Origin of the sequence: Halorubrum depositum (genome assembly GCF_007671725.1) — an archaeon.
Taxonomy (GTDB): domain Archaea; phylum Halobacteriota; class Halobacteria; order Halobacteriales; family Haloferacaceae; genus Halorubrum; species Halorubrum depositum.
The window spans coordinates 1,031,840-1,048,706 of record NZ_VCNM01000002.1 but is presented as its reverse complement, the minus strand read 5'-3'; the positions used below and the strand labels follow the sequence as shown (position 1 = coordinate 1,048,706).

General features: G+C 68.4%; 19 protein-coding genes and 1 tRNA gene. 11 read left to right on the top strand and 9 right to left on the bottom strand.

Going from position 1 to position 16,867, the window contains the following annotated elements; all coding sequences use genetic code 11:
• Positions 1-58: 58 nt before the first annotated feature.
• The 3 genes from FGM06_RS16090 to FGM06_RS12730 all read right to left on the bottom strand — a co-directional run bounded on the left by FGM06_RS16090 (position 59) and on the right by FGM06_RS12730 (position 1,671).
• Positions 59-208, bottom strand: coding sequence for a DUF7550 family protein (locus tag FGM06_RS16090; protein WP_186311018.1), 150 nt, complete (start codon positions 206-208; stop codon positions 59-61).
• A 62-nt stretch (positions 209-270) separates the two neighbouring features.
• Positions 271-882: a hypothetical protein gene (locus FGM06_RS12735; RefSeq protein ID WP_186311040.1), complete on the bottom strand. Its 612-nt coding sequence runs from the start codon at positions 880-882 to the stop codon at positions 271-273.
• 207 nt (positions 883-1,089) lie between these two features.
• Positions 1,090-1,671, bottom strand: coding sequence for a DUF7344 domain-containing protein (locus tag FGM06_RS12730; RefSeq protein ID WP_144799611.1), 582 nt, complete (start codon positions 1,669-1,671; stop codon positions 1,090-1,092).
• A gap of 467 nt (positions 1,672-2,138) precedes the next feature.
• Here FGM06_RS12730 and FGM06_RS12725 point away from each other — a divergent pair, with 467 nt between their 5' ends.
• The 6 genes from FGM06_RS12725 to FGM06_RS12700 all read left to right on the top strand — a co-directional run bounded on the left by FGM06_RS12725 (position 2,139) and on the right by FGM06_RS12700 (position 8,168).
• A complete protein-coding gene (locus FGM06_RS12725) occupies positions 2,139-2,765 on the top strand; it encodes a hypothetical protein (RefSeq protein ID WP_144799610.1) in 627 nt (208 codons plus the stop codon).
• 43 nt (positions 2,766-2,808) lie between these two features.
• Complete coding sequence (locus tag FGM06_RS12720; RefSeq protein WP_144799609.1) at positions 2,809-4,344, top strand: CARDB domain-containing protein; 1,536 nt, start codon at positions 2,809-2,811, stop codon at positions 4,342-4,344.
• Positions 4,345-4,461: 117 nt separating this feature from the next.
• Complete coding sequence (locus FGM06_RS12715; protein WP_144799608.1) at positions 4,462-5,361, top strand: hypothetical protein; 900 nt, start codon at positions 4,462-4,464, stop codon at positions 5,359-5,361.
• 166 nt (positions 5,362-5,527) lie between these two features.
• Positions 5,528-6,691 carry a signal peptidase I gene (locus FGM06_RS12710; protein ID WP_144799607.1) on the top strand — a complete coding sequence of 388 codons (1,164 nt, stop codon included), beginning with the start codon at positions 5,528-5,530 and terminating at the stop codon, positions 6,689-6,691.
• Between the two features lie 4 nt (positions 6,692-6,695).
• Complete coding sequence (locus FGM06_RS12705) at positions 6,696-7,982, top strand: DUF5305 domain-containing protein (protein ID WP_144799606.1); 1,287 nt, start codon at positions 6,696-6,698, stop codon at positions 7,980-7,982.
• Positions 7,983-8,095: 113 nt separating this feature from the next.
• A tRNA-Gln gene (locus FGM06_RS12700) sits at positions 8,096-8,168 on the top strand.
• A 53-nt stretch (positions 8,169-8,221) separates the two neighbouring features.
• Here the strand turns inward: FGM06_RS12700 and FGM06_RS12695 are convergent.
• A complete protein-coding gene (locus FGM06_RS12695; protein ID WP_186311017.1) occupies positions 8,222-8,803 on the bottom strand; it encodes a CDP-alcohol phosphatidyltransferase family protein in 582 nt (193 codons plus the stop codon).
• Between the two features lies 1 nt (position 8,804).
• Entirely contained in the window at positions 8,805-9,377 is a 573-nt protein-coding gene (locus tag FGM06_RS12690; protein ID WP_144799604.1) for a GNAT family N-acetyltransferase, read from the bottom strand.
• Between the two features lie 374 nt (positions 9,378-9,751).
• On the opposite strand from FGM06_RS12690, the gene FGM06_RS12685 reads away from it, so the two are divergent.
• Together FGM06_RS12685 and FGM06_RS12680 are read left to right on the top strand one after the other, a co-directional pair.
• Positions 9,752-10,078 carry a hypothetical protein gene (locus tag FGM06_RS12685; RefSeq protein WP_144799603.1) on the top strand — a complete coding sequence of 109 codons (327 nt, stop codon included), beginning with the start codon at positions 9,752-9,754 and terminating at the stop codon, positions 10,076-10,078.
• A gap of 88 nt (positions 10,079-10,166) precedes the next feature.
• Positions 10,167-10,640 carry a hypothetical protein gene (locus tag FGM06_RS12680; protein WP_144799602.1) on the top strand — a complete coding sequence of 158 codons (474 nt, stop codon included), beginning with the start codon at positions 10,167-10,169 and terminating at the stop codon, positions 10,638-10,640.
• A 27-nt stretch (positions 10,641-10,667) separates the two neighbouring features.
• Here the strand turns inward: FGM06_RS12680 and FGM06_RS12675 are convergent, their stop codons facing one another.
• From FGM06_RS12675 to FGM06_RS12660, 4 genes are all read right to left on the bottom strand, one after another.
• Positions 10,668-11,723 (bottom strand): acetate and sugar kinases/Hsc70/actin family protein, encoded by a 1,056-nt coding sequence (locus tag FGM06_RS12675; RefSeq protein WP_144799601.1) that lies wholly within the window; start codon positions 11,721-11,723, stop codon positions 10,668-10,670.
• The gene (locus FGM06_RS12670; protein ID WP_144799600.1) at positions 11,720-12,220 is read right to left on the bottom strand and encodes a FlaD/FlaE family flagellar protein; all 501 of its coding nucleotides are present in this window, start codon (positions 12,218-12,220) and stop codon (positions 11,720-11,722) included. The genes FGM06_RS12675 and FGM06_RS12670 overlap by 4 nt, the downstream gene beginning before the upstream one ends.
• Before the next feature lie 84 nt (positions 12,221-12,304).
• Positions 12,305-12,736 carry a pyridoxamine 5'-phosphate oxidase family protein gene (locus FGM06_RS12665; RefSeq protein WP_144799599.1) on the bottom strand — a complete coding sequence of 144 codons (432 nt, stop codon included), beginning with the start codon at positions 12,734-12,736 and terminating at the stop codon, positions 12,305-12,307.
• A gap of 92 nt (positions 12,737-12,828) precedes the next feature.
• A complete protein-coding gene (locus FGM06_RS12660) occupies positions 12,829-13,347 on the bottom strand; it encodes a DUF7575 domain-containing protein (protein ID WP_144799598.1) in 519 nt (172 codons plus the stop codon).
• Between the two features lie 101 nt (positions 13,348-13,448).
• Here FGM06_RS12660 and FGM06_RS12655 point away from each other — a divergent pair, with 101 nt between their 5' ends.
• The 3 genes from FGM06_RS12655 (at position 13,449) to FGM06_RS12645 (ending at position 16,734) form a co-directional block, all read left to right on the top strand.
• Complete coding sequence (locus FGM06_RS12655) at positions 13,449-14,435, top strand: pantoate kinase (RefSeq protein ID WP_144799597.1); 987 nt, start codon at positions 13,449-13,451, stop codon at positions 14,433-14,435.
• A gap of 32 nt (positions 14,436-14,467) precedes the next feature.
• Positions 14,468-15,235, top strand: a complete 768-nt coding sequence (locus FGM06_RS12650) for a DICT sensory domain-containing protein (protein ID WP_144799596.1) — start codon at positions 14,468-14,470, stop codon at positions 15,233-15,235.
• 104 nt (positions 15,236-15,339) lie between these two features.
• Complete coding sequence (locus FGM06_RS12645) at positions 15,340-16,734, top strand: signal recognition particle protein Srp54 (protein ID WP_144799595.1); 1,395 nt, start codon at positions 15,340-15,342, stop codon at positions 16,732-16,734.
• Positions 16,735-16,867: the final 133 nt, after the last annotated feature.

The following is a 16,867-nucleotide window of genomic DNA, read 5'->3' as shown; positions in this document are numbered from 1 at the left end:
GCGTCGCTGTCGGCGGTTCGTCGTGTCTTTTAAAACCGGGAGCGAACGGTGTCGCCGCTCAGAAGCTGAACAGGAAGGGGATGACGTACGCGATCAGCAGGCCGACGAGAGTGATGGCTGCGCCGATGCCGACCTCGCGGCTGCCGAACTCCTGCATCGGGGAAGTCACGCGTTCGTCCGGATCGGGTTCGTGAGAGTGGTCGTCCATGTTCGAGGTTGGGTACGGGGGACACATAAGGGCATCTGAACGCCGTCGCGGTGGCGTCGATCTCAGCTGTCTCCGTTCGAGGAGGCGCTCTCCCCGTCGTCGGACGCGGGCTCCGAACGCTCGAAGACGGCCGCCCCAATCGCGACCCGGTCGATGGGATCGCCACCGCCGCCGTCGCCTCGGGGGTGAAGCACGGCTTTGCCGCCGTCGTCCGACGCGATCGAACGGACCTCTTCGCCGCCACCTTCGAACACCACGGTTACCGAGAGACCGGTGAAGTCGCCAGCCACGTGAACCGCCCCGTTGCCTCTAAAATCCACTTCGCTCACCGGACAGTCAATCTCGTCGAACGTCCGCGTCTTTTCGACCGACGCCCCGTCGGTCTCCCCGCTGAAACCCAGCGTGAACGACGCGTCTCCTACCTGCCCGCAGGTGATCGACACCGACTCGCTCTCTCCCGGAGCCAGTTCCAGCGAGAATGGCTCGTCGAAGTTCTCGTCGCCCACGGTGACATCGCCCACCACCTCGTTCATCTCCTCGACGGACACGTCGAGGGAGAGACCGTCAGCGAAGCTGTTCGTTATCTCCACGACCTCGGCCGGTCGCCCGACGGTCGCGGTTCTGGTTTCAACGTCGAGGCCGAGATACGCGTTCTCGTCCTCGACGACGTTCACCGCCACGCCGCGCTCGGCCTCGACGCTGCTGAACGCGCCGGTGCCGACGCTCATCGCACCGGAGCTCGCTCCGCCGAGCAGCAGGATGAGGTTTCGGCGTTTCATGTCCAACGTCGATTCGCGCTTCGTCCAATCGACACAACGCGTTCCGTTCCCATGGTTATACGGCGCCGGAACCGCAGAAGGCACCGCCTGAAACCCCACGCCCTACGTCAGTTCGGGGGGTTCGTCAGGTTCGCCGACTTTCATCTCCGCGGTGTAGTACTTGTGCGTGATGGCGGAGAACGCGAACGCCACGACGATGGCGATCATCCACGCCATGTCGGGCAGGAGGACGAACGGCCACGCGTCGAGCCACACCGCGCCGGTGAGCGCGACGGCGACGCCCGACAGCCCCAGATAGTAGGTGCTCCAGGGGATCTCCTTCCCTTCGACGACGTCCATGTAGAGGTCGACGTTCTGCAGCGCGGGCGTCGGCTCGATGACGCCGCGGGCCTTGTTGAAGTCGACGACGCCCGCGTCGTCCATCTTCGGCAGGTGCGACTGCTGGAGCGCGGTGTAGACGCGCTTGCGCTCGTTGCCCGTGATCTCCGTCGTCTCGATCCCGTTCTCCCAGGCCGCTATCTGCTCGGCCATCTCGCCGATCGCGACCCGGTCCTCCTCCTCTCGTTTCAGCAGGTGTACCGCGAACCACCGACGCTGATTCGCCAGGACGTCGAACAGCTCGTCCTCGGACACCTCCGTCGTCGGTTCGGCCCCTCCCCCGTCGATCTGCTGTGCCGACGCCATTGTCTGTCAGACACATATTCACAAGTCAACATAAATCCCGTGGTTATGATAATCAGCCAAACTTTCTCTACGTTTATACAGTCATCAGTCAAAACACGCTATCTGCGCGTATTGTCGCCTGTAATCCGGGAAATGCAGTCTTTTGTGAATCGAGATCGCGGTTCGTTCGCCGACAAGTTATCACTTTCTGTCAAATTCAGACGCGTCTCAGAAGCAACGATTGCCGGTTCCGGCGTGTCCTGAACGACTCGTGAACGGATCCCAGGGTCGGCCTGAAGCGATCGGATCTGGGTTCAGGCGGGGGCGGAACTGATCGGCCGGATGTTCAGCCTCCTCCGGAAATGTTTCTGGAAATTCATAACGATATGGGATAGGGCCCATGGGTGTCGTAGAGCGACCCCGGGTGACGCAGGATGTCTCGCGTCGGCGGCCTGCGGGTCGTGTGCGGACAACACGAGGTCAACAAAATGGCAAACCGACGCAAGTTCATCGCCGGTCTGGGCGCATTGGCTACGGGTAGTGCAGCTGCAGTGGGTACGGGGGCGTTCACGACTGCACGTGTAGACCGTTCTATCAGCGTGGATGTCGCTGGCGACAATGCGGCATACCTCGGGCTGGATCCATCAATAAGTGAATACGCGGTTCAGCAGAATAAGAAAATGCAGCTCGTTTTCGATGGGTCGAATGGCCAGAATGGTGATGGTTTGAATCCTGATTCAGATACGGGTTTTCATAATGTCTTCCGCATCGTGAATAACGGCACGAATACGATTCGTGCACAACTCCAAGACGTGCCGAGTGACTCCCCAATGGTGTTTAAATACACCAGTGACGCGGACGATAGCACTACTCTAACGGACCAAACGTACTTCCCTAATTCGCCACAGCCACTTGCCGATACGAGCTATGGTCCTAGTGGGAGTACTAACTCTGGCTATCTTGAATTGGACCCTGGTAACGATGCGTACGTACACGTGAGCTTTTACCTCCGGGATGAGGGAGACGCAACCGACGATGTGACAACAGATAAGAGTGCCATTCCCAGCGACGTCGGTATATACGCAAGTGCGCTTCCGGACACTGACGGCCTGTAATTGTAACAACTGTCTGTAATTGCCGAACAGTATTTTGAAGAATATGTCGACAGCCCACCGTACCCTGACCCTCGCCCTGCTTCTCGTAGCGGCGACCACGTTGATATTCACCACGGGGGCGGCGGTCATCTACAGCAACGCCGACACCGTCGCCGACGGCGACCTCGCGGTCCAGTCGGTTGACGGACCGAACGGGCAGTACGCCTATCTAAATGACGACCACGAGATCGCGATCGACGTCTCGGCGGCGAATCCGGATCTTCCGACCGACTTCGAGGGGCTGAACGTCGGATCGACCGGGCAGATCGCCGGAATATTCCAGATCACGTACACGGGCGAGCAGTACGCGCACGTGTGGATCGAGTACGACAGCGAGAACGTCAGCTTCGTCGCCGACGGCGAGTCGATAGAGGGCAACGAGAGCAGCGTCACGCTCGCGCCGAACGAGACCGTCACGGTTGGCCTCGCGTTCGACACCCGAGACGCGACCGTCGGGACGCGGCTGGGCGCCGACGAGTTCTCGATCGAGGCGAAGCTCGCGGAGCCCGACGATGCGACGGAGATGGATACGGCGGACCAGCAGACCAGCGCCGACGGCCCGACCGTGACGACCACGGCCCCGAGCGCAGACAGCCGCGAGTTCACCGCGAGCGAGATCGACCACGGGGACTCAGTGCGGTTCCGGGCCGACGGGATGGCGCTCGCCGGCGACGACGTCACCCTGGAGGGGATCGACCTGGCGGGCGTCCGGAACGAACGCGTCGAGCTCGACGCGGCGGGGAGCCCGGAAACCTTCGAGGGCGGGAGCGCGTTGAGGACGTCGACGACGCCGCGCTCGATGGCCTACCTCGCGCTCGACCACGACTTCGCGCCCGGCGCGGTCGACGAGATGACGATCCGGTTCAGCGCGGACCCGGACCACCTGAATGCGACCGGGACCGCTCCCGAGGACGTGACGCTCTACCGGCAGACGGACGCGGGCGAGTGGGAGGAGAAGCCGGTCGAGGTCGTCGACGGGGAGGTCGTCGATCTCTCGGGACTCCCCGAGGACCGCGTTCACTTCCGCGCGACGACGACGGAGTTCTCGACGTTCGCGGTCGCGGCGCGCGAGCCTCGGTTCGACGTCACCGAGGCGACGGTCGTGCCCGAGGCGATCGATCCCGGCGACGAGGCGACGGTGCGAGCGACGATCGAGAACGGCGGCGGCGCGGCGGGTGAGCAGGTGGTGACGCTGACCGCCGACGGCGACCCGGTCGCGAACGAGACCGCCGCGCTCGCGCCGAACGAGACGGCGACGGTCGCGCTCGGCGGGACCTTCGAGACCGCCGGCGCGTACGAGCTCGCGGTCGACGGGACGCCGGTCGGCACCCTGATCGTCGGCGACCCGAGGGGGAACGGCGCTGGCGACGAGGCGGGAGGGTCCGCGGCGGCGGGCGGGTTCGGTGACGCCGGTGAGCCGGGCGACGGTCCCACGGAGGAGCCCGGCGCCGTCGACTTCGTCGACCTCGGCGGGCTGCTCGTCGCCCTCGTCGTCGCGGTGACCGGGCTCGCGCTGTTCCGCCGGGTGCCCCGGTCGTGAGGCGCGCGAGCGCTCGGGAGGCGACCGCGAACTCGTGCCCGCGGCCGGGAGGCGTCAGTTATCGCGAGCGAGACGCGCGCCGACAGGTATTACCCGCCGGTCGCCGAGGTCTCGGCCGTGACGGCGTCTCCGATCGACGAGCGCGACCGCGGCGCCGCCGAGACGGGTCGGGACGCGGACCGCGACTTCCGGCGGGAACTGCTCGCGAGCGTCAGGGCGGTCGACCTGTTCGTCCTGCTCGCGGTGCCGGCGGTCCTGCTCGCGGCCTTCTCGCTCCCGGAGGCGACCCGCCGGTCGCTCGCGTTCGCGTACGCCGACCCGACGCTCCGGAGCGCCTTCGCCTCGCACTACGTCCACCTCGACGCGGGGCACCTCGCCGGCAACGTGGCGGGCTACTGCCTGCTCGCGGGCGTCGGCTACGCGCTCGCGGTGCTGGGCGGGTCGCGCCGCTTCTTCCTGACCGCGCTGGCGACGTTCCTCTCGGCGTTCCCGTTCGTCCTCTCGGCGCTGAACCTCGCCGTCCCGCGGGACGCGATCGGCTTCGGCTTCTCCGGGATCAACATGGCGCTCGCGGGACTGCTCCCGCTGCTGCTCGGGACGTACGCCCGCGAGCGGTTCGCTCCGGGAGCGTCGCTCCGCGCGCTGCCCGCGGTCTTCTTCGCGCTCGTCGGCTGGATCGCGCTGCTCGCGCTCCCGGTGTCGACGACCGGCCTCGGGCTCGCCGGACTTGCCACGGGCGTCGCTGGCGCGCTCCTCGCGGTCCTCTACGCGTCGAGCGCCGGGACGTCGGTCCGCGAGACCGTCCGCGAGGGCGTCCGCGCGGTCGCCTCGCGGCCGGGCGAGGGCGACCTGTTCGCCGTCGGCGCGGTCCTCGTCCTCGGCTATCCCGTCGTCGGATTCCCGGGCGACCCGACCGGCGCGGGGAGCGTCGTGAACCTCTACGTCCACCTGCTCGGCTTCTGTCTGGCCTTCATCGGCTCCTTCGCGCTGCTCGCGATCGGGGCGTTCGGCGAGTGAGACCGAGCGGGACCGCCGAAAGGGCCCCGGACCGCCGAACTCCCGCCACGTCCTGCTCCGAACCCCGAATTTATAACGTGTCGATTACATTCCATGATCGGAGACCCGTGGCGAACCGAAGAGGAACCGACGCCCGGATCGCAACGTCCGCGCCAGCCCACGCCATATGTCACCGAAACGCATCCTCTCGATAACGCTGCAGGTCGCGGTCGTCCTCGTCGTCCTCTCGCTGGTCGTCGGCCAGCTGCTCGGGCAGCCCGTGCTGCTCAGCTTCGTCGAGACCGGCAGCATGCAGCCCACCCTCGACCCCGGCGACGGGTTCGTCGCGATCCCCGCGCCGCTCGCCGGCGACGTCGGCGTCGGCGACGTGGTGACGTTCGACGCGCAGGAGATCGAGGGCGGCGGATTAACCACCCACCGCGTCGTCGAGGAGACGGAACGCGGGTACGTCACGCAGGGCGACAACAACCCCTTCACCGATCAGGACGGGGGCGAGCCCGTGGTGCAGGACGCCGACGTCGTCGCGGTGGCGCTCCAGGTCGGCGGGAGCGTGGTCGTCATCCCGCACCTGGGCACCGTCGCGATGGGGATCCAGTCGGGGCTCGCCTCGTTCCAGACGTGGCTGGCGGTCACCTTCGGGGTCCGGTCGTTCCAGGGAACGCAGGGACTGGCGTACATCCTCTTCGCGCTCTCGGCGGTCGCGTACGCTGCCGACTGGTACGCGAACCGGAACTCTCGCGAGACCCGCGAACGGGACCGCTCCCGCGACGACGGCACCTCGGTGTTCGCGATCGTCGCCGTGCTCGCGATCGTGCTGATGGCGACCGCGACCGCGGCGATGGTCGTCCCGGCCGGCACGCAGGAGTACGGCGTCGTGAGCGCCGAGTTCGAGTCGGAGAACCCCACCGTCATCGAGCGCGGCACGAGCCAGGAGCTGGAGTACGTCGTCCCCAACGCCGGACTGGTCCCGGTGTACGCGTACGTCACTCCGGCGAGCCCCGGTGTCGACGTCGACCCCCAGCGGCTCACGGTCGGAAGCCGCGGCGAGGCGTCGACCACGGTGACGCTCACCGCGCCGCCCGAGACCGGCTACTACCGGCTGCTCGTCGCCGAACACCGATACCTCGCGGTGCTCCCGCACGGCGTGGTCGACGAGCTGTACGGCGTCCACCCGTGGGCGCCGATCGTCGCGATCGACGGGCTGCTCGGCGGCGTCGTCGTCGGCCTCGGGCTCGTCCTGCTGCGCGGCGAGCCCGCGCGGATACGCTCCCGAGAATCGCGCGAGAGACCCCCGCTGTATCGCCGGCTCCTCCGCCAGATATACAGGTGACCGAATGAGCCCCTCATCCCCAGACGAGACCCGACTCCGGCTCCGCGCGGTACTGGACGCACAGTTCGCCGTGATCGTCGCCGTCCTGCTGATCGCGGCCGCCGTAGGCGGCGGGCTCGTCTACGCGACCCACGTCGACCCCGGCACCGAGACCCGCGAGCGGACCGTCTCCTCGTTCACCGTCGAGACGGCGTACAACCACTCCGCCGAGGTGACCGAGCCGAACTCGGTGTTCGAGGTCGGGACCGCCCTCGACGATCGCGACACGTACTTCACGCGGGTCGCTCCCGTGCTCGACGTCGACGTCGAGACGACGTACGCGGCCGCGTCCGCGTCGAACGTCGACGTCCGGCTCGACTCCGTCCTCGTCGTCCGCAGCGTCGGCGAGGACGGGAACGTCGTCTACTGGAGCGACCGGCGGACGCTGGCGTCGGAGACGGTCTCGGACGTCGAGCCCGGGGAGACCGCGACGGCGTCGTTCGCGCTCAACAGCAGCGAGGTGGACGCGACCGCGGCCGAGATCGAAGAGGAGCTCGGCGCGTCGCCGGGCGAGACGGAGACGTTCGTCGTCACCGACGTGGCGCTCGAGGGCGCGATCAACGGCGAGCAGACCTCGTACGCCCGGACGATCGAGCTGGGGCTCGACCACGGCGGCGACACCTACTCCGTCTCGGACCCCGGCGTTCAGTCGGACACCTCGGAGCGCACGGAGCCGGTGACCGTCGAGCGGAGCTACGGCCCCCTCCGGTCGATCGGCGGGCCGATCCTGCTCCTCGTCGGCCTCGTCGGGGCCGGCGGGCTGGCGTACGCCCGTCGGGAGCGCGACCTCGCGCTCACGCCCGCCGAGCGCGACTACCTCGCGTACAGCGACGACCGCTCCGAGTTCGCGGAGTGGATCACGACGTTCCGGCTCCCGGCGTCCGTCCACGAGCGCCCCGAGGCGGAGGCGGAGAGCCTCCGCGACCTCGTGGACTTCGCCATCGACAACGACACCGGCGTCGTGGACGACCCCGAGACGGGCGCGTACCACGCCGTGGCCGGCGACTTCGTCTACACCTACCGACCGCCGTCGCCCCCGGCGGTCGGCGATCTGGAGGAAGGCGAAGACGGCGACGCCCCCGACGTCGACGACCTCGCGTCCGTCGACGAGGCGGGGAGTATCGAGGACGGTACCGGCGTTGAGGGCGGAATCGGAGCCGAAGACGGAATCGGCGCCGAGGACGCCGCCGACGAGTCCGCGGATGCGGCAACGGGAGACGGACCCGGGAGCGACGACGCCCGCCGGGAGTGACGCGCTCGTCGGTACCGCGGCGCTTCGCGCGCCGGTCGGTCGGACGAACGCGGGGCCGCCGACCCGTCAGGGAAAGTAACCTACTTGAGTGCGCGCGGGCAATCACCGATCGCAGTCCCGTGGTGTAGTGGCCAATCATAATGGCCTTTGGAGCCATTGACGGCGGTTCGAATCCGCCCGGGACTATTTTGACGCGGGTAACGGAGCAGAGGATATCGATGACTCCCGGTCGCTCCACCTCACACGAGCACCCCTACAGCGATCACGGAGCCGGTAATGACGGCACCGACCAACTGTTTCCTGGTAGCGTAGATACGAAACGGAGCGACCATCAGCGGTGTGACGACGACGATCGAAACCGCTCCGATCAGCGACGGGAGGGCGGTCGATACGACGGCTAACCGGACGACGAGCGCCCAAGCGGCGACGTGGAAAGCAGTAATACCCCGGTAGTACGGCGTCTCGTCGCCGGCGGCCGTGTCGTCGTCGGAGTAGCGGGCCAATCGCAAGACGCCGAACCCGAGGATGACTGCCCCGGCGAGGCTCTCGAACACAGCTCCCCCGGTGAGGAGGTCGGACACGACGACCGCGGCCGGAACGAGATAGATCACCACGTCCGCCAACGCGTCGAGGTGGGCTCCGAGCGACGAACCGTATCCGCGTCGTGCCAGACAACCGTCGGCCTTGTCACACAGGAACGCGAGAAGCAGCGTCAGCGTTGCCGCGTCGGGGTCGCCCTGCAGGAACAGGCTGACAGCCGTCCATCCCAGCCCCAATCCGATGAGCGTGGCGTAGTCCGCGAGAGCGAGTCGGCGGAACACCCTACGATTGCCCTCTGCGTTGAAATCCGAACACCTGATAGTACGATCGAGTGCGCTTTCGTTCGAAGCCCACACCCGTCAGAACGCGCTTCGACGGGGTGTTGTCGATGCCAACCAGCGTCTGGACGCGCGTTTGCGACGTCTCGTTCGCGACGAACGAGAGCGCTCGGGCGACGAGCGCCGTCGCAACGCCCCGACGACGCCACTCGGGAGTGACGTACAGTCCCCAAAAGTAGGCACCATTAAACTCGATCGCTTGCTCGAGTGGCTCGACGTAGAAGGGGCGATCTACGGTCACGGGCTGGACGCCGACGATTGCGTCGTCGGCGACCGCGACGGCGATTCGGTCCCGATCGGACAGTTCCGGACGGTCCATTCGACCTGTAAGAGCGAACGTTTCTGGAGCATCAACGCGAAGTGAGATCTCGTCGGGAACGGATGTGTCTGGGACCGGTCCGTTGAGTGCGTGTTCGAACTGCTCAAGTCGTGAAAACATCACCCCCGCATTCGCGAGCGTATCAAACACCCAGTGGCCAAATGAAGTCCGAGTAAGCCTCCATATCGGGAGTGTCACCGAAAACAGTAATTAGATACACATAATATGCTTTCTGATTCGGCCAGTCCGTGACATGTGTCGGTTGGCTACGGACAGCCGACTCATCACGCAGCATGAGACGTGGGAATCGTGAGTCGAGCCGAGGTCACATTCGGTCGTATCCGGAACACAGAGCTATGTTGTTGAGTTGTCCCGCGGTGTCGGTCAATCGCGACTTCCGATGCGAAACTCGGAATGCCAGCCCCGCCCGGGACTACTTCGTTCTTCGTCCGGTCGGCTCTCGTCACCATACGCTCCCCGCCTCCGGTCGATCCCGTCGCGTGCGGCGGTATCCTCGTCGAGTGTGAACTCCCCGCAAAGCATATGTCATCTGAGTGTCCCCAGGGATCCGTATGTCCGGATCCGCCCGATCGCCGCCTTCGGTGCGAGACCCCGACGACGAGGCGCGGCCGGCGTTCGAGCGCGACCTGCGGTGTCTCACGGACGTCGCCCGGAACCCCTCGCGTCGGCCCCTCGCCACCCTCGTCGCGGCGGTCGTCGTCTGCGTGCTCGGCTATCAGTCGTACGTCGTGACCGTCACGGCGGGCCCGACCGTCGGACTCCTCTCTGTCGCCGCCGTCGCCGTCGCGTACGCGGTCGCGAAGCGGTGTTGGGCGGTGCAACACCGGTACGTGGTCGCGGAGCTCGCGGCGGCGGACGAGCTCGACCGGCTCCGGTGACGCGGTCGCCGGCCTCGCCTTCGCCGGGAACTCGCACCGGTCGCCGGCATGTGTGTCATTTTTTATCATGCGATTCGTGTGATCCCGTATGGATCACACGCAGTACCGCGACGCCGTCGTCGAGAACCGCCGGAAACACGACTTCGAGCCGGTCGACGAGTACACGAACGGGTTCGACCCGGTGTGGGAGACCCGCGACGACGACGCCTCGGTCGGGGAGGTCGCCGTCGTCGCAACGCTCGTCGACGACGAGTCGGACCCCAGCCCGGAGGACCTCGTCGCGGTCGCGGACTCGTTCCGCGACGTGCTCGTCGACCGCGTCGACGACCGGCACGGCGCGACGACCCCCCTCGGCTACGTCGTCTTCCCGGTCCCCGATCCGGACCCGCCGCTCGTCGACGCGGCGCGCTCGTACACGGTCGCCCGACGCCGGACCAACGTCTTCCCCATCGTGTACGACTGCGAGGCGGAGACGCTCCACCGGCACGAGGTGCCGCGGCTGAAGGGGCGGGGGATCTACCGCCGACAGGCGGAGGACGCCGACCGGCTGTTCGACGTGTGACGCGCGGCGAAAAGCGACGGCGACCGCTCAGATCAGCCGTTCCGCGATCCGACCGGCGCCCTCCGCGGCGGCGGTCGCGGGGTCGTCGGGCGAGACGACCTCGACGTCGCGGTCGAGCTCGGCCGAGAGCCGCTTCTCGAACTCCTCGACGAGCCCGGGGATACAGGCCATGCCGCCGGTCGCGGCGACGGGCCGGCCCAGCGCGAGCTGGTACGGCTTCATGTGGTCGTTCGCGAGCTCCGGGAGGAACTCGTTGGCGACGGCGTCGACCGCCTCGTCGATGTAGCGGTCGACCGGCTCGCGCACGCCGCGGTCGACGGTGAACTCGTGGCTCCCGCCGCCGGGCTGTTGGATCACGTCGGTGAACGGCTCGAAGTCGTACACGTCGGCGTGCTCCTCCTTGTACTCCCGGGCGGTCGTCCGGTCGATGTGGACGCGGCCCTGGCTCTCCTCCTCGACGGCGGCGACGATCCGGCGGTCGACCTCGTTGCCCGTCACCGAGCCGGTCGAGAACGGCGAGAGCTGCTCGCCGCGCCGGTAGGCGCACGCCTCCAGCGTCGTCGACCCCATGTTGATCGAGACGAACACCTCGTCGACGGCGGCCAGGTCGTCGCCGTAGGCGGGGATCGCCCCGCACAGCGACTCGGGGTAGCTCCGCGTCTCTACCCCGCCGATCGACGAGCCCTCGATCACCGACTTGAGGTTCTTCACGCCCGCCTCGTTGTCGATGGTCGGGACCGCGTAGACGACGGCGCTGTCCTCGGGGACCTCGTGAGCGTCCACGACGGCCTCGAAGAACCGCTCCGCGTCGGCGACGCTCCCCTCGTCCTCCGGTAACCCCGACCGGAGCATGAAGCGCACCGTGTCGGGGTACTCGATCGCGGCCTCCTCGCCGAACAGGACCCGCTCCTCGCCCGTGATGGCGTCCTCGTACGTCGCCAGACACGTCAGCGTCGCGTGGCGCTCGCGGCCGCCCCGCCCGTCGGGGAGGTCGAGCACCGTCCGTGTGCTGCCGAGCTTCACGCCCACCGCTTCCGGGCCGTCTGTACCGTCGATCTCCGTGGATTCGTCGTCGTCGCTCATGATTCACTCGCACACGAAGCGATCCGGACGATGGAGACGAGGCTGATCCGGTGGTCCGCGGGGGTGAACGGCCGGTCGTGCCGCGGGGCGTCGAACCCCTCCAGCCGACGCGCCAGCGCGTCGGCCGCGTCGGGGGCGAGCCAGCCGAGCTCGGCGTAGTACGACAGCGCGTCGCGGCTCCGCAGGCGACCGCCGACGTCGACGAGGTAGCCGAGCCACTCGCCGACCTCGCGCTCCGCGTCCGGCGATGCCGGGACCGCCCGCAGGTACGGGCGGTCGCCGGCGTCGGCGGGGCGGTCCCCGTCGCCGGACAGCCGCAGCCCTCGCTGACGCTGGAGCAGCTCGGTGAACGCGGCCGAGCGGGCCGCCCGCTCCGCTCGGCTCCGGTTCGGCTGACGAAGCGACCGCTCCCGAGGCGCTCCGTCCGCGCCGTCCCGCGGTGCGTCCGCGATCCGGCGCAGCTCCCGTACGTCGTATTGCCGTGGATTCAGACTCATGTTCCGTCCGTCGTTCGCGTCCGTACCGTCACGGTCGCCGTCGGAATATATGATAGTTCCTCCGCAGTTATCAACGGTGAGAAACTACTCGACCGTCTCTCGGCCGACGACCGTCTCCATCCCCAGTTCGTACAGCGAGAACCCGACGCGCTCGACCGCTTCGTCGAACAGCCGAAACGGCGGAAACCACTCGTTGAGCGTGTTCTCGTCGACATCCTCTTGCCACTCCCGGAGCGGGCCGCGGACCTGAACGCTCCACGACTCCGTCGCCGAGCCCTCGTAGCACACGAACGTGGCGGTCTCGGTCGTCTCGATGAACTTCCCCTTCTCGCCGTCGCCGTCGTGCTCGCTCACGCGGAGGAGGAGCCGGTCGCCGTCGTAGTGGTAGCTCAGCGGGACGGCGTACGCGTCGTCGCCGTCTGCGAGTCCGAGGACGCCGTGCTCGCCCGCCCGGAGGCGGCCGTCGACGTCGGACTCGGACATGCCGCTCGTGTACACGTACTCTGCGTGTTCCATACGAACGCCACGCGGCGGAGGGACAAATAGGCACCTCGGCTGTCAGCGGACGACCACGTTCGAACGCCCGTGATCGGCGGTGGGCCGCCGCGCTACGCGCTCCCGTTCGCTTCGCTCTCGCTCCACGGGAGCGGCTCCGTACACCAGTGACAGAAGTCGAGCTCGGCGTCGGTCTCCTTCCCGCAGTTCGGGCACTCGACCCGCACGGTCTCACCGTCCTCCCCGGTGAGTTCGGCGACGGGCGACCCGGCGGCGCTCCCCTCGTCGTCAGCGCTCGCGGCGCGGCGTCGCACCGCCTCCGCGGTCGCGTCGGCGCGCTTCCGCTCGGCGACGTCCGCCCGCCCGACGACGTAGGCGTCGATCGACGACAGCACGGTGAGGAGGGCGATTGGGAGCGTGACCTCTGACGGCAGCGCGGCGGCGGCCTCGAACGGCGACGCGGTCGATCCGCCGGCGTCGATATCGTAGAGCGTGAGCAGCGCCACGCTGCCGCCGACGATCGTGACGTGCCACAGCAGCGCCCGCCCCCATCGGCGCAGGAGGAGGTGGCCGAGCCCCGGGAACGCCAGCGCGAGGACGGCGGCGAGGACGGGACGCAACTGGTCTCGCATACGACGCGGGTTTGGGTGGGGGCTATTTACCGCCTGCGGTGTCGGCGGTCGCCCCGTCGCGGATAACAACCGTTAATCGACGCGCGGTCCTCCGGTCCGGCATGAGCAGGCAGCGGGCGACCGCGTTCGTCCCCGGGCACGTCACCGCCTTCTTCAGCGCACACCCGGCCGAGCGTCCCGCGGCCGCCGGCTCGCGCGGGGCCGGCCTCGCCCTCACCGACGGGGTGACGGTCGAGGTGTCGATCGCGGGGATCGACGGTTCGGGACGAGACGACCCCGCGACCGACGGCGACGCCGGGTCCCGCACGATCGACGGCGAGCCGGGAACGATCGGCGCGGTCGAGGACGTGCTCGCGGCGCTGGGGGCCGGGGGCGGCGCGAGCGACGGCGACGCGGGCGGTGCGGGTGACGGCGACGCGAGCGACGCCGACGGCGTCCCCGTCGACGTCGCGATAGAGACCGATCTCCCGATCGGCGCCGGCTTCGGCGTCTCCGGCGCCGCGGCGCTCGGCGCGGCGCTCGCGGCCAACGGCGCCCTCGACCGCGGACGCTCCGAGAACGAACTGGTCCGGATCGCTCACGAGGCGGAGGTGAACCGCGGCACCGGCCTCGGGGACGTGGTCGCGCAGGCGCGCGGCGGGGTCCCGATACGTGTACAGCCGGGCGCGCCGGGCGTCGGGGAGCTCGACGGGGTCCCCGCGCCCGCCCGCGTGGAGTACGTCACCTTCGGCGAGCTGTCGACGGAGGGGGTCCTCGGCGGCGACACCACCGCCCTCTCCGCGGCCGGCGAGGACGCGCTCGACCGGCTCCGCGCCGACCCGCGGCTCCCGACGCTGATGGAGGCCGCCCGCGCGTTCGCCCGCGAGGCGGACCTCCTCGTCCCCGAGGTCGCGGAGGCGATCGCGGCGGTCGACGCCGCTGGCGGCGACGCCGACGGTGACCCCGACGACCGCGGGGCGGCCATGGCGATGCTCGGTCGCACCGTCTTCGCGCTCGGCACCGGGCTCTCCGACGCGGGATACGACCCCGAGGTGTGTCGGATCGACGCCGCGGGCGCGCGGCTCGTCGACGACCGCGGCCGTGAGTAAGGACTTTGTCGCGTTCGGCCGGAGTGGCGCACATGGCTGAGTCGCTCCGCTCCTTTTTCGACGATATCGAGGCGCCGGACCGGCACCTGGTCGTGTTGAACCGGTCGTCGCCGGACCCGGTTCGGAACCTGCTCGACTCGCTGCTCGACGGCCAGCCGGTGGGGATCGCGGAGACCCAGACCGGGGACGCGGGCGACGACGACGTCGTCGCGCTGGTCGAGGACGGCGACGTGATCGCGCGGTCGACGCTCGACGAGCTCCTCGAGTCGGTGCTGCTCATCAACTCCGACCTGTACAAGACCGGGGCGGTCGAGCTCGACGAGGTCGCTCTTCCCGACGTGCTTCGGGGGCTCGACGAGGTCCCGTTTCGGGTCCGGGGATACCCGGCGTCGAGCAAAGAGAAGCTCCTGTTGATCGTCGTCTCCCGGGTGATAGAGCGGATCGCCGCCGAGCGCGGCGGCGGGACGCTCCGGGCCTCGTTCCAGCGGCTCTCACGGATCAACGACGAGCGCGGGACGAACGCGGTGTACGAGCGGGTCGCCGCCGCCGGCGTCGACGTCCACGTCTACGGCGTCGGCGACGCGGCGGAGCTCGACGGGATCCCGCTGACGGTCCACACCGGGACCTCCTACCCGTACCGACGGTCGTGGTTCGTCGTGTTCTCGCCGCCGGACGGCGCCGCGGGCGACCACGTCGCGCTGCTCGCGATCGAGGACGAGCCCAACGTCTGGGACGGCTTCTGGACGTTCCGTCCGGAGCTCGTGACCCGGATCGAGCGGCACATCGCCGAGCATATCTGAGCCGGGCGGACCGCTCGCTCTCGCGTCGCCCTCGGCGGCGCCGACGAACGAGCGGCGGCGCCGACGAACAAAGCTTTACCGCGTCGCCCGCCTATCTCCGGCAAATGGTACTCGACGACCTCGGTTCGTCCCTGCGGAGCAGCCTCGACAAGCTCCAGGGGAAGACCCGCCTCTCCGAGAGCGACGTCGAGGAGATCGTCAAGGAGATCCAGCGCTCGCTCCTCTCGGCCGACGTCGACGTCTCCCTCGTGATGGAGCTGTCGGACTCGATCAAGACCCGCGCGCTCGAGGAGGAGCCTCCGGGCGGCACCACGGCGAAGGACCACGTCCTCAAGATCGTTTACGAGGAGATGGTCGAGCTGGTGGGGGACTCCACGGAGCTCCCCTTGGAGAACCAGACGATCCTCCTCGCCGGCCTCCAGGGGTCGGGGAAGACGACCTCCGCCGCGAAGATGGCGTGGTGGTTCTCGAAGAAGGGGCTCCGCCCCGCGGTGATCCAGACCGACACCTTCCGACCGGGCGCGTACGACCAGGCCAAACAGATGTGCGAGCGCGCGGAGGTCGACTTCTACGGGAACCCCGACAACGACGACCCCGTCGACATCGCGCGGACCGGCCTCGAGGAGACCGCCGACGCCGACGTCCACATCGTCGACACCGCGGGCCGACACGCGCTCGAAGACGACCTCATCGCGGAGATCGAGGAGATCGAGCGGGCCGTCGACCCCGACCGCTCGCTCCTCGTGCTCGACGCCGCGATCGGGCAGGGCGCGAAGGAGCAGGCCCGCCAGTTCGAGGAGTCGATCGGCATCGAGGGCGTGATGATCACCAAGCTCGACGGGACCGCGAAAGGGGGCGGGGCGCTGACGGCGGTCAACGAGACCGACTCCTCGATCGCCTTCCTCGGGACCGGCGAGACGGTCCAGGACATCGAGCGGTTCGAGCCCTCCGGCTTCATCTCCCGGCTGCTCGGGATGGGCGACCTCAAGCAGCTCTCCGAGCGCGTCGAGCGCGCCATGCAGGAGGCCCAGGAGGAGGACGAGGACTGGGACCCCGAGGACATGCTGCAGGGGGAGTTCACCCTGAAGGACATGAAAAAGCAGATGGACGCGATGAACCGAATGGGGCCCTTAGACCAGGTGATGGACATGATCCCCGGCATGGGCGGCGGGATGATGGACCAGCTCCCGGACGACGCGATGGACGTCACCCAGGACCGGATGCGCCGGTTCGAGCGCATCATGGACTCGATGACCGAGGAGGAGCTGACGAACCCCCGCGTCGTCGGCCAGTCGCGCACCGAGCGGATCGCCCGCGGCTCCGGCACCGACGAGGAGACGGTCCGGCAACTGCTCGAACAGCACTCGATGATGGAACAGACGATCAGCCAGTTCCAGGGGATGGGCGAGGGCGACATGCAGCGCATGATGAAGAAGATGGGCGGCGGCGAGGGCGGCGGCCTCGGCGACATGATGGGCGGCGGCAAGGGCCCGTTCTGATCGCCGCGTCGCGGTGACGGTACCCCCGCGCTGCAGGCCGCCTCGGTGGCCGACGTCGACGCGCCCCGCCGAGCCGTCGACGCGACCCGCCGACCCGCCGAGCCGTCGACCCGTCTTCACACCGCTTATCAGT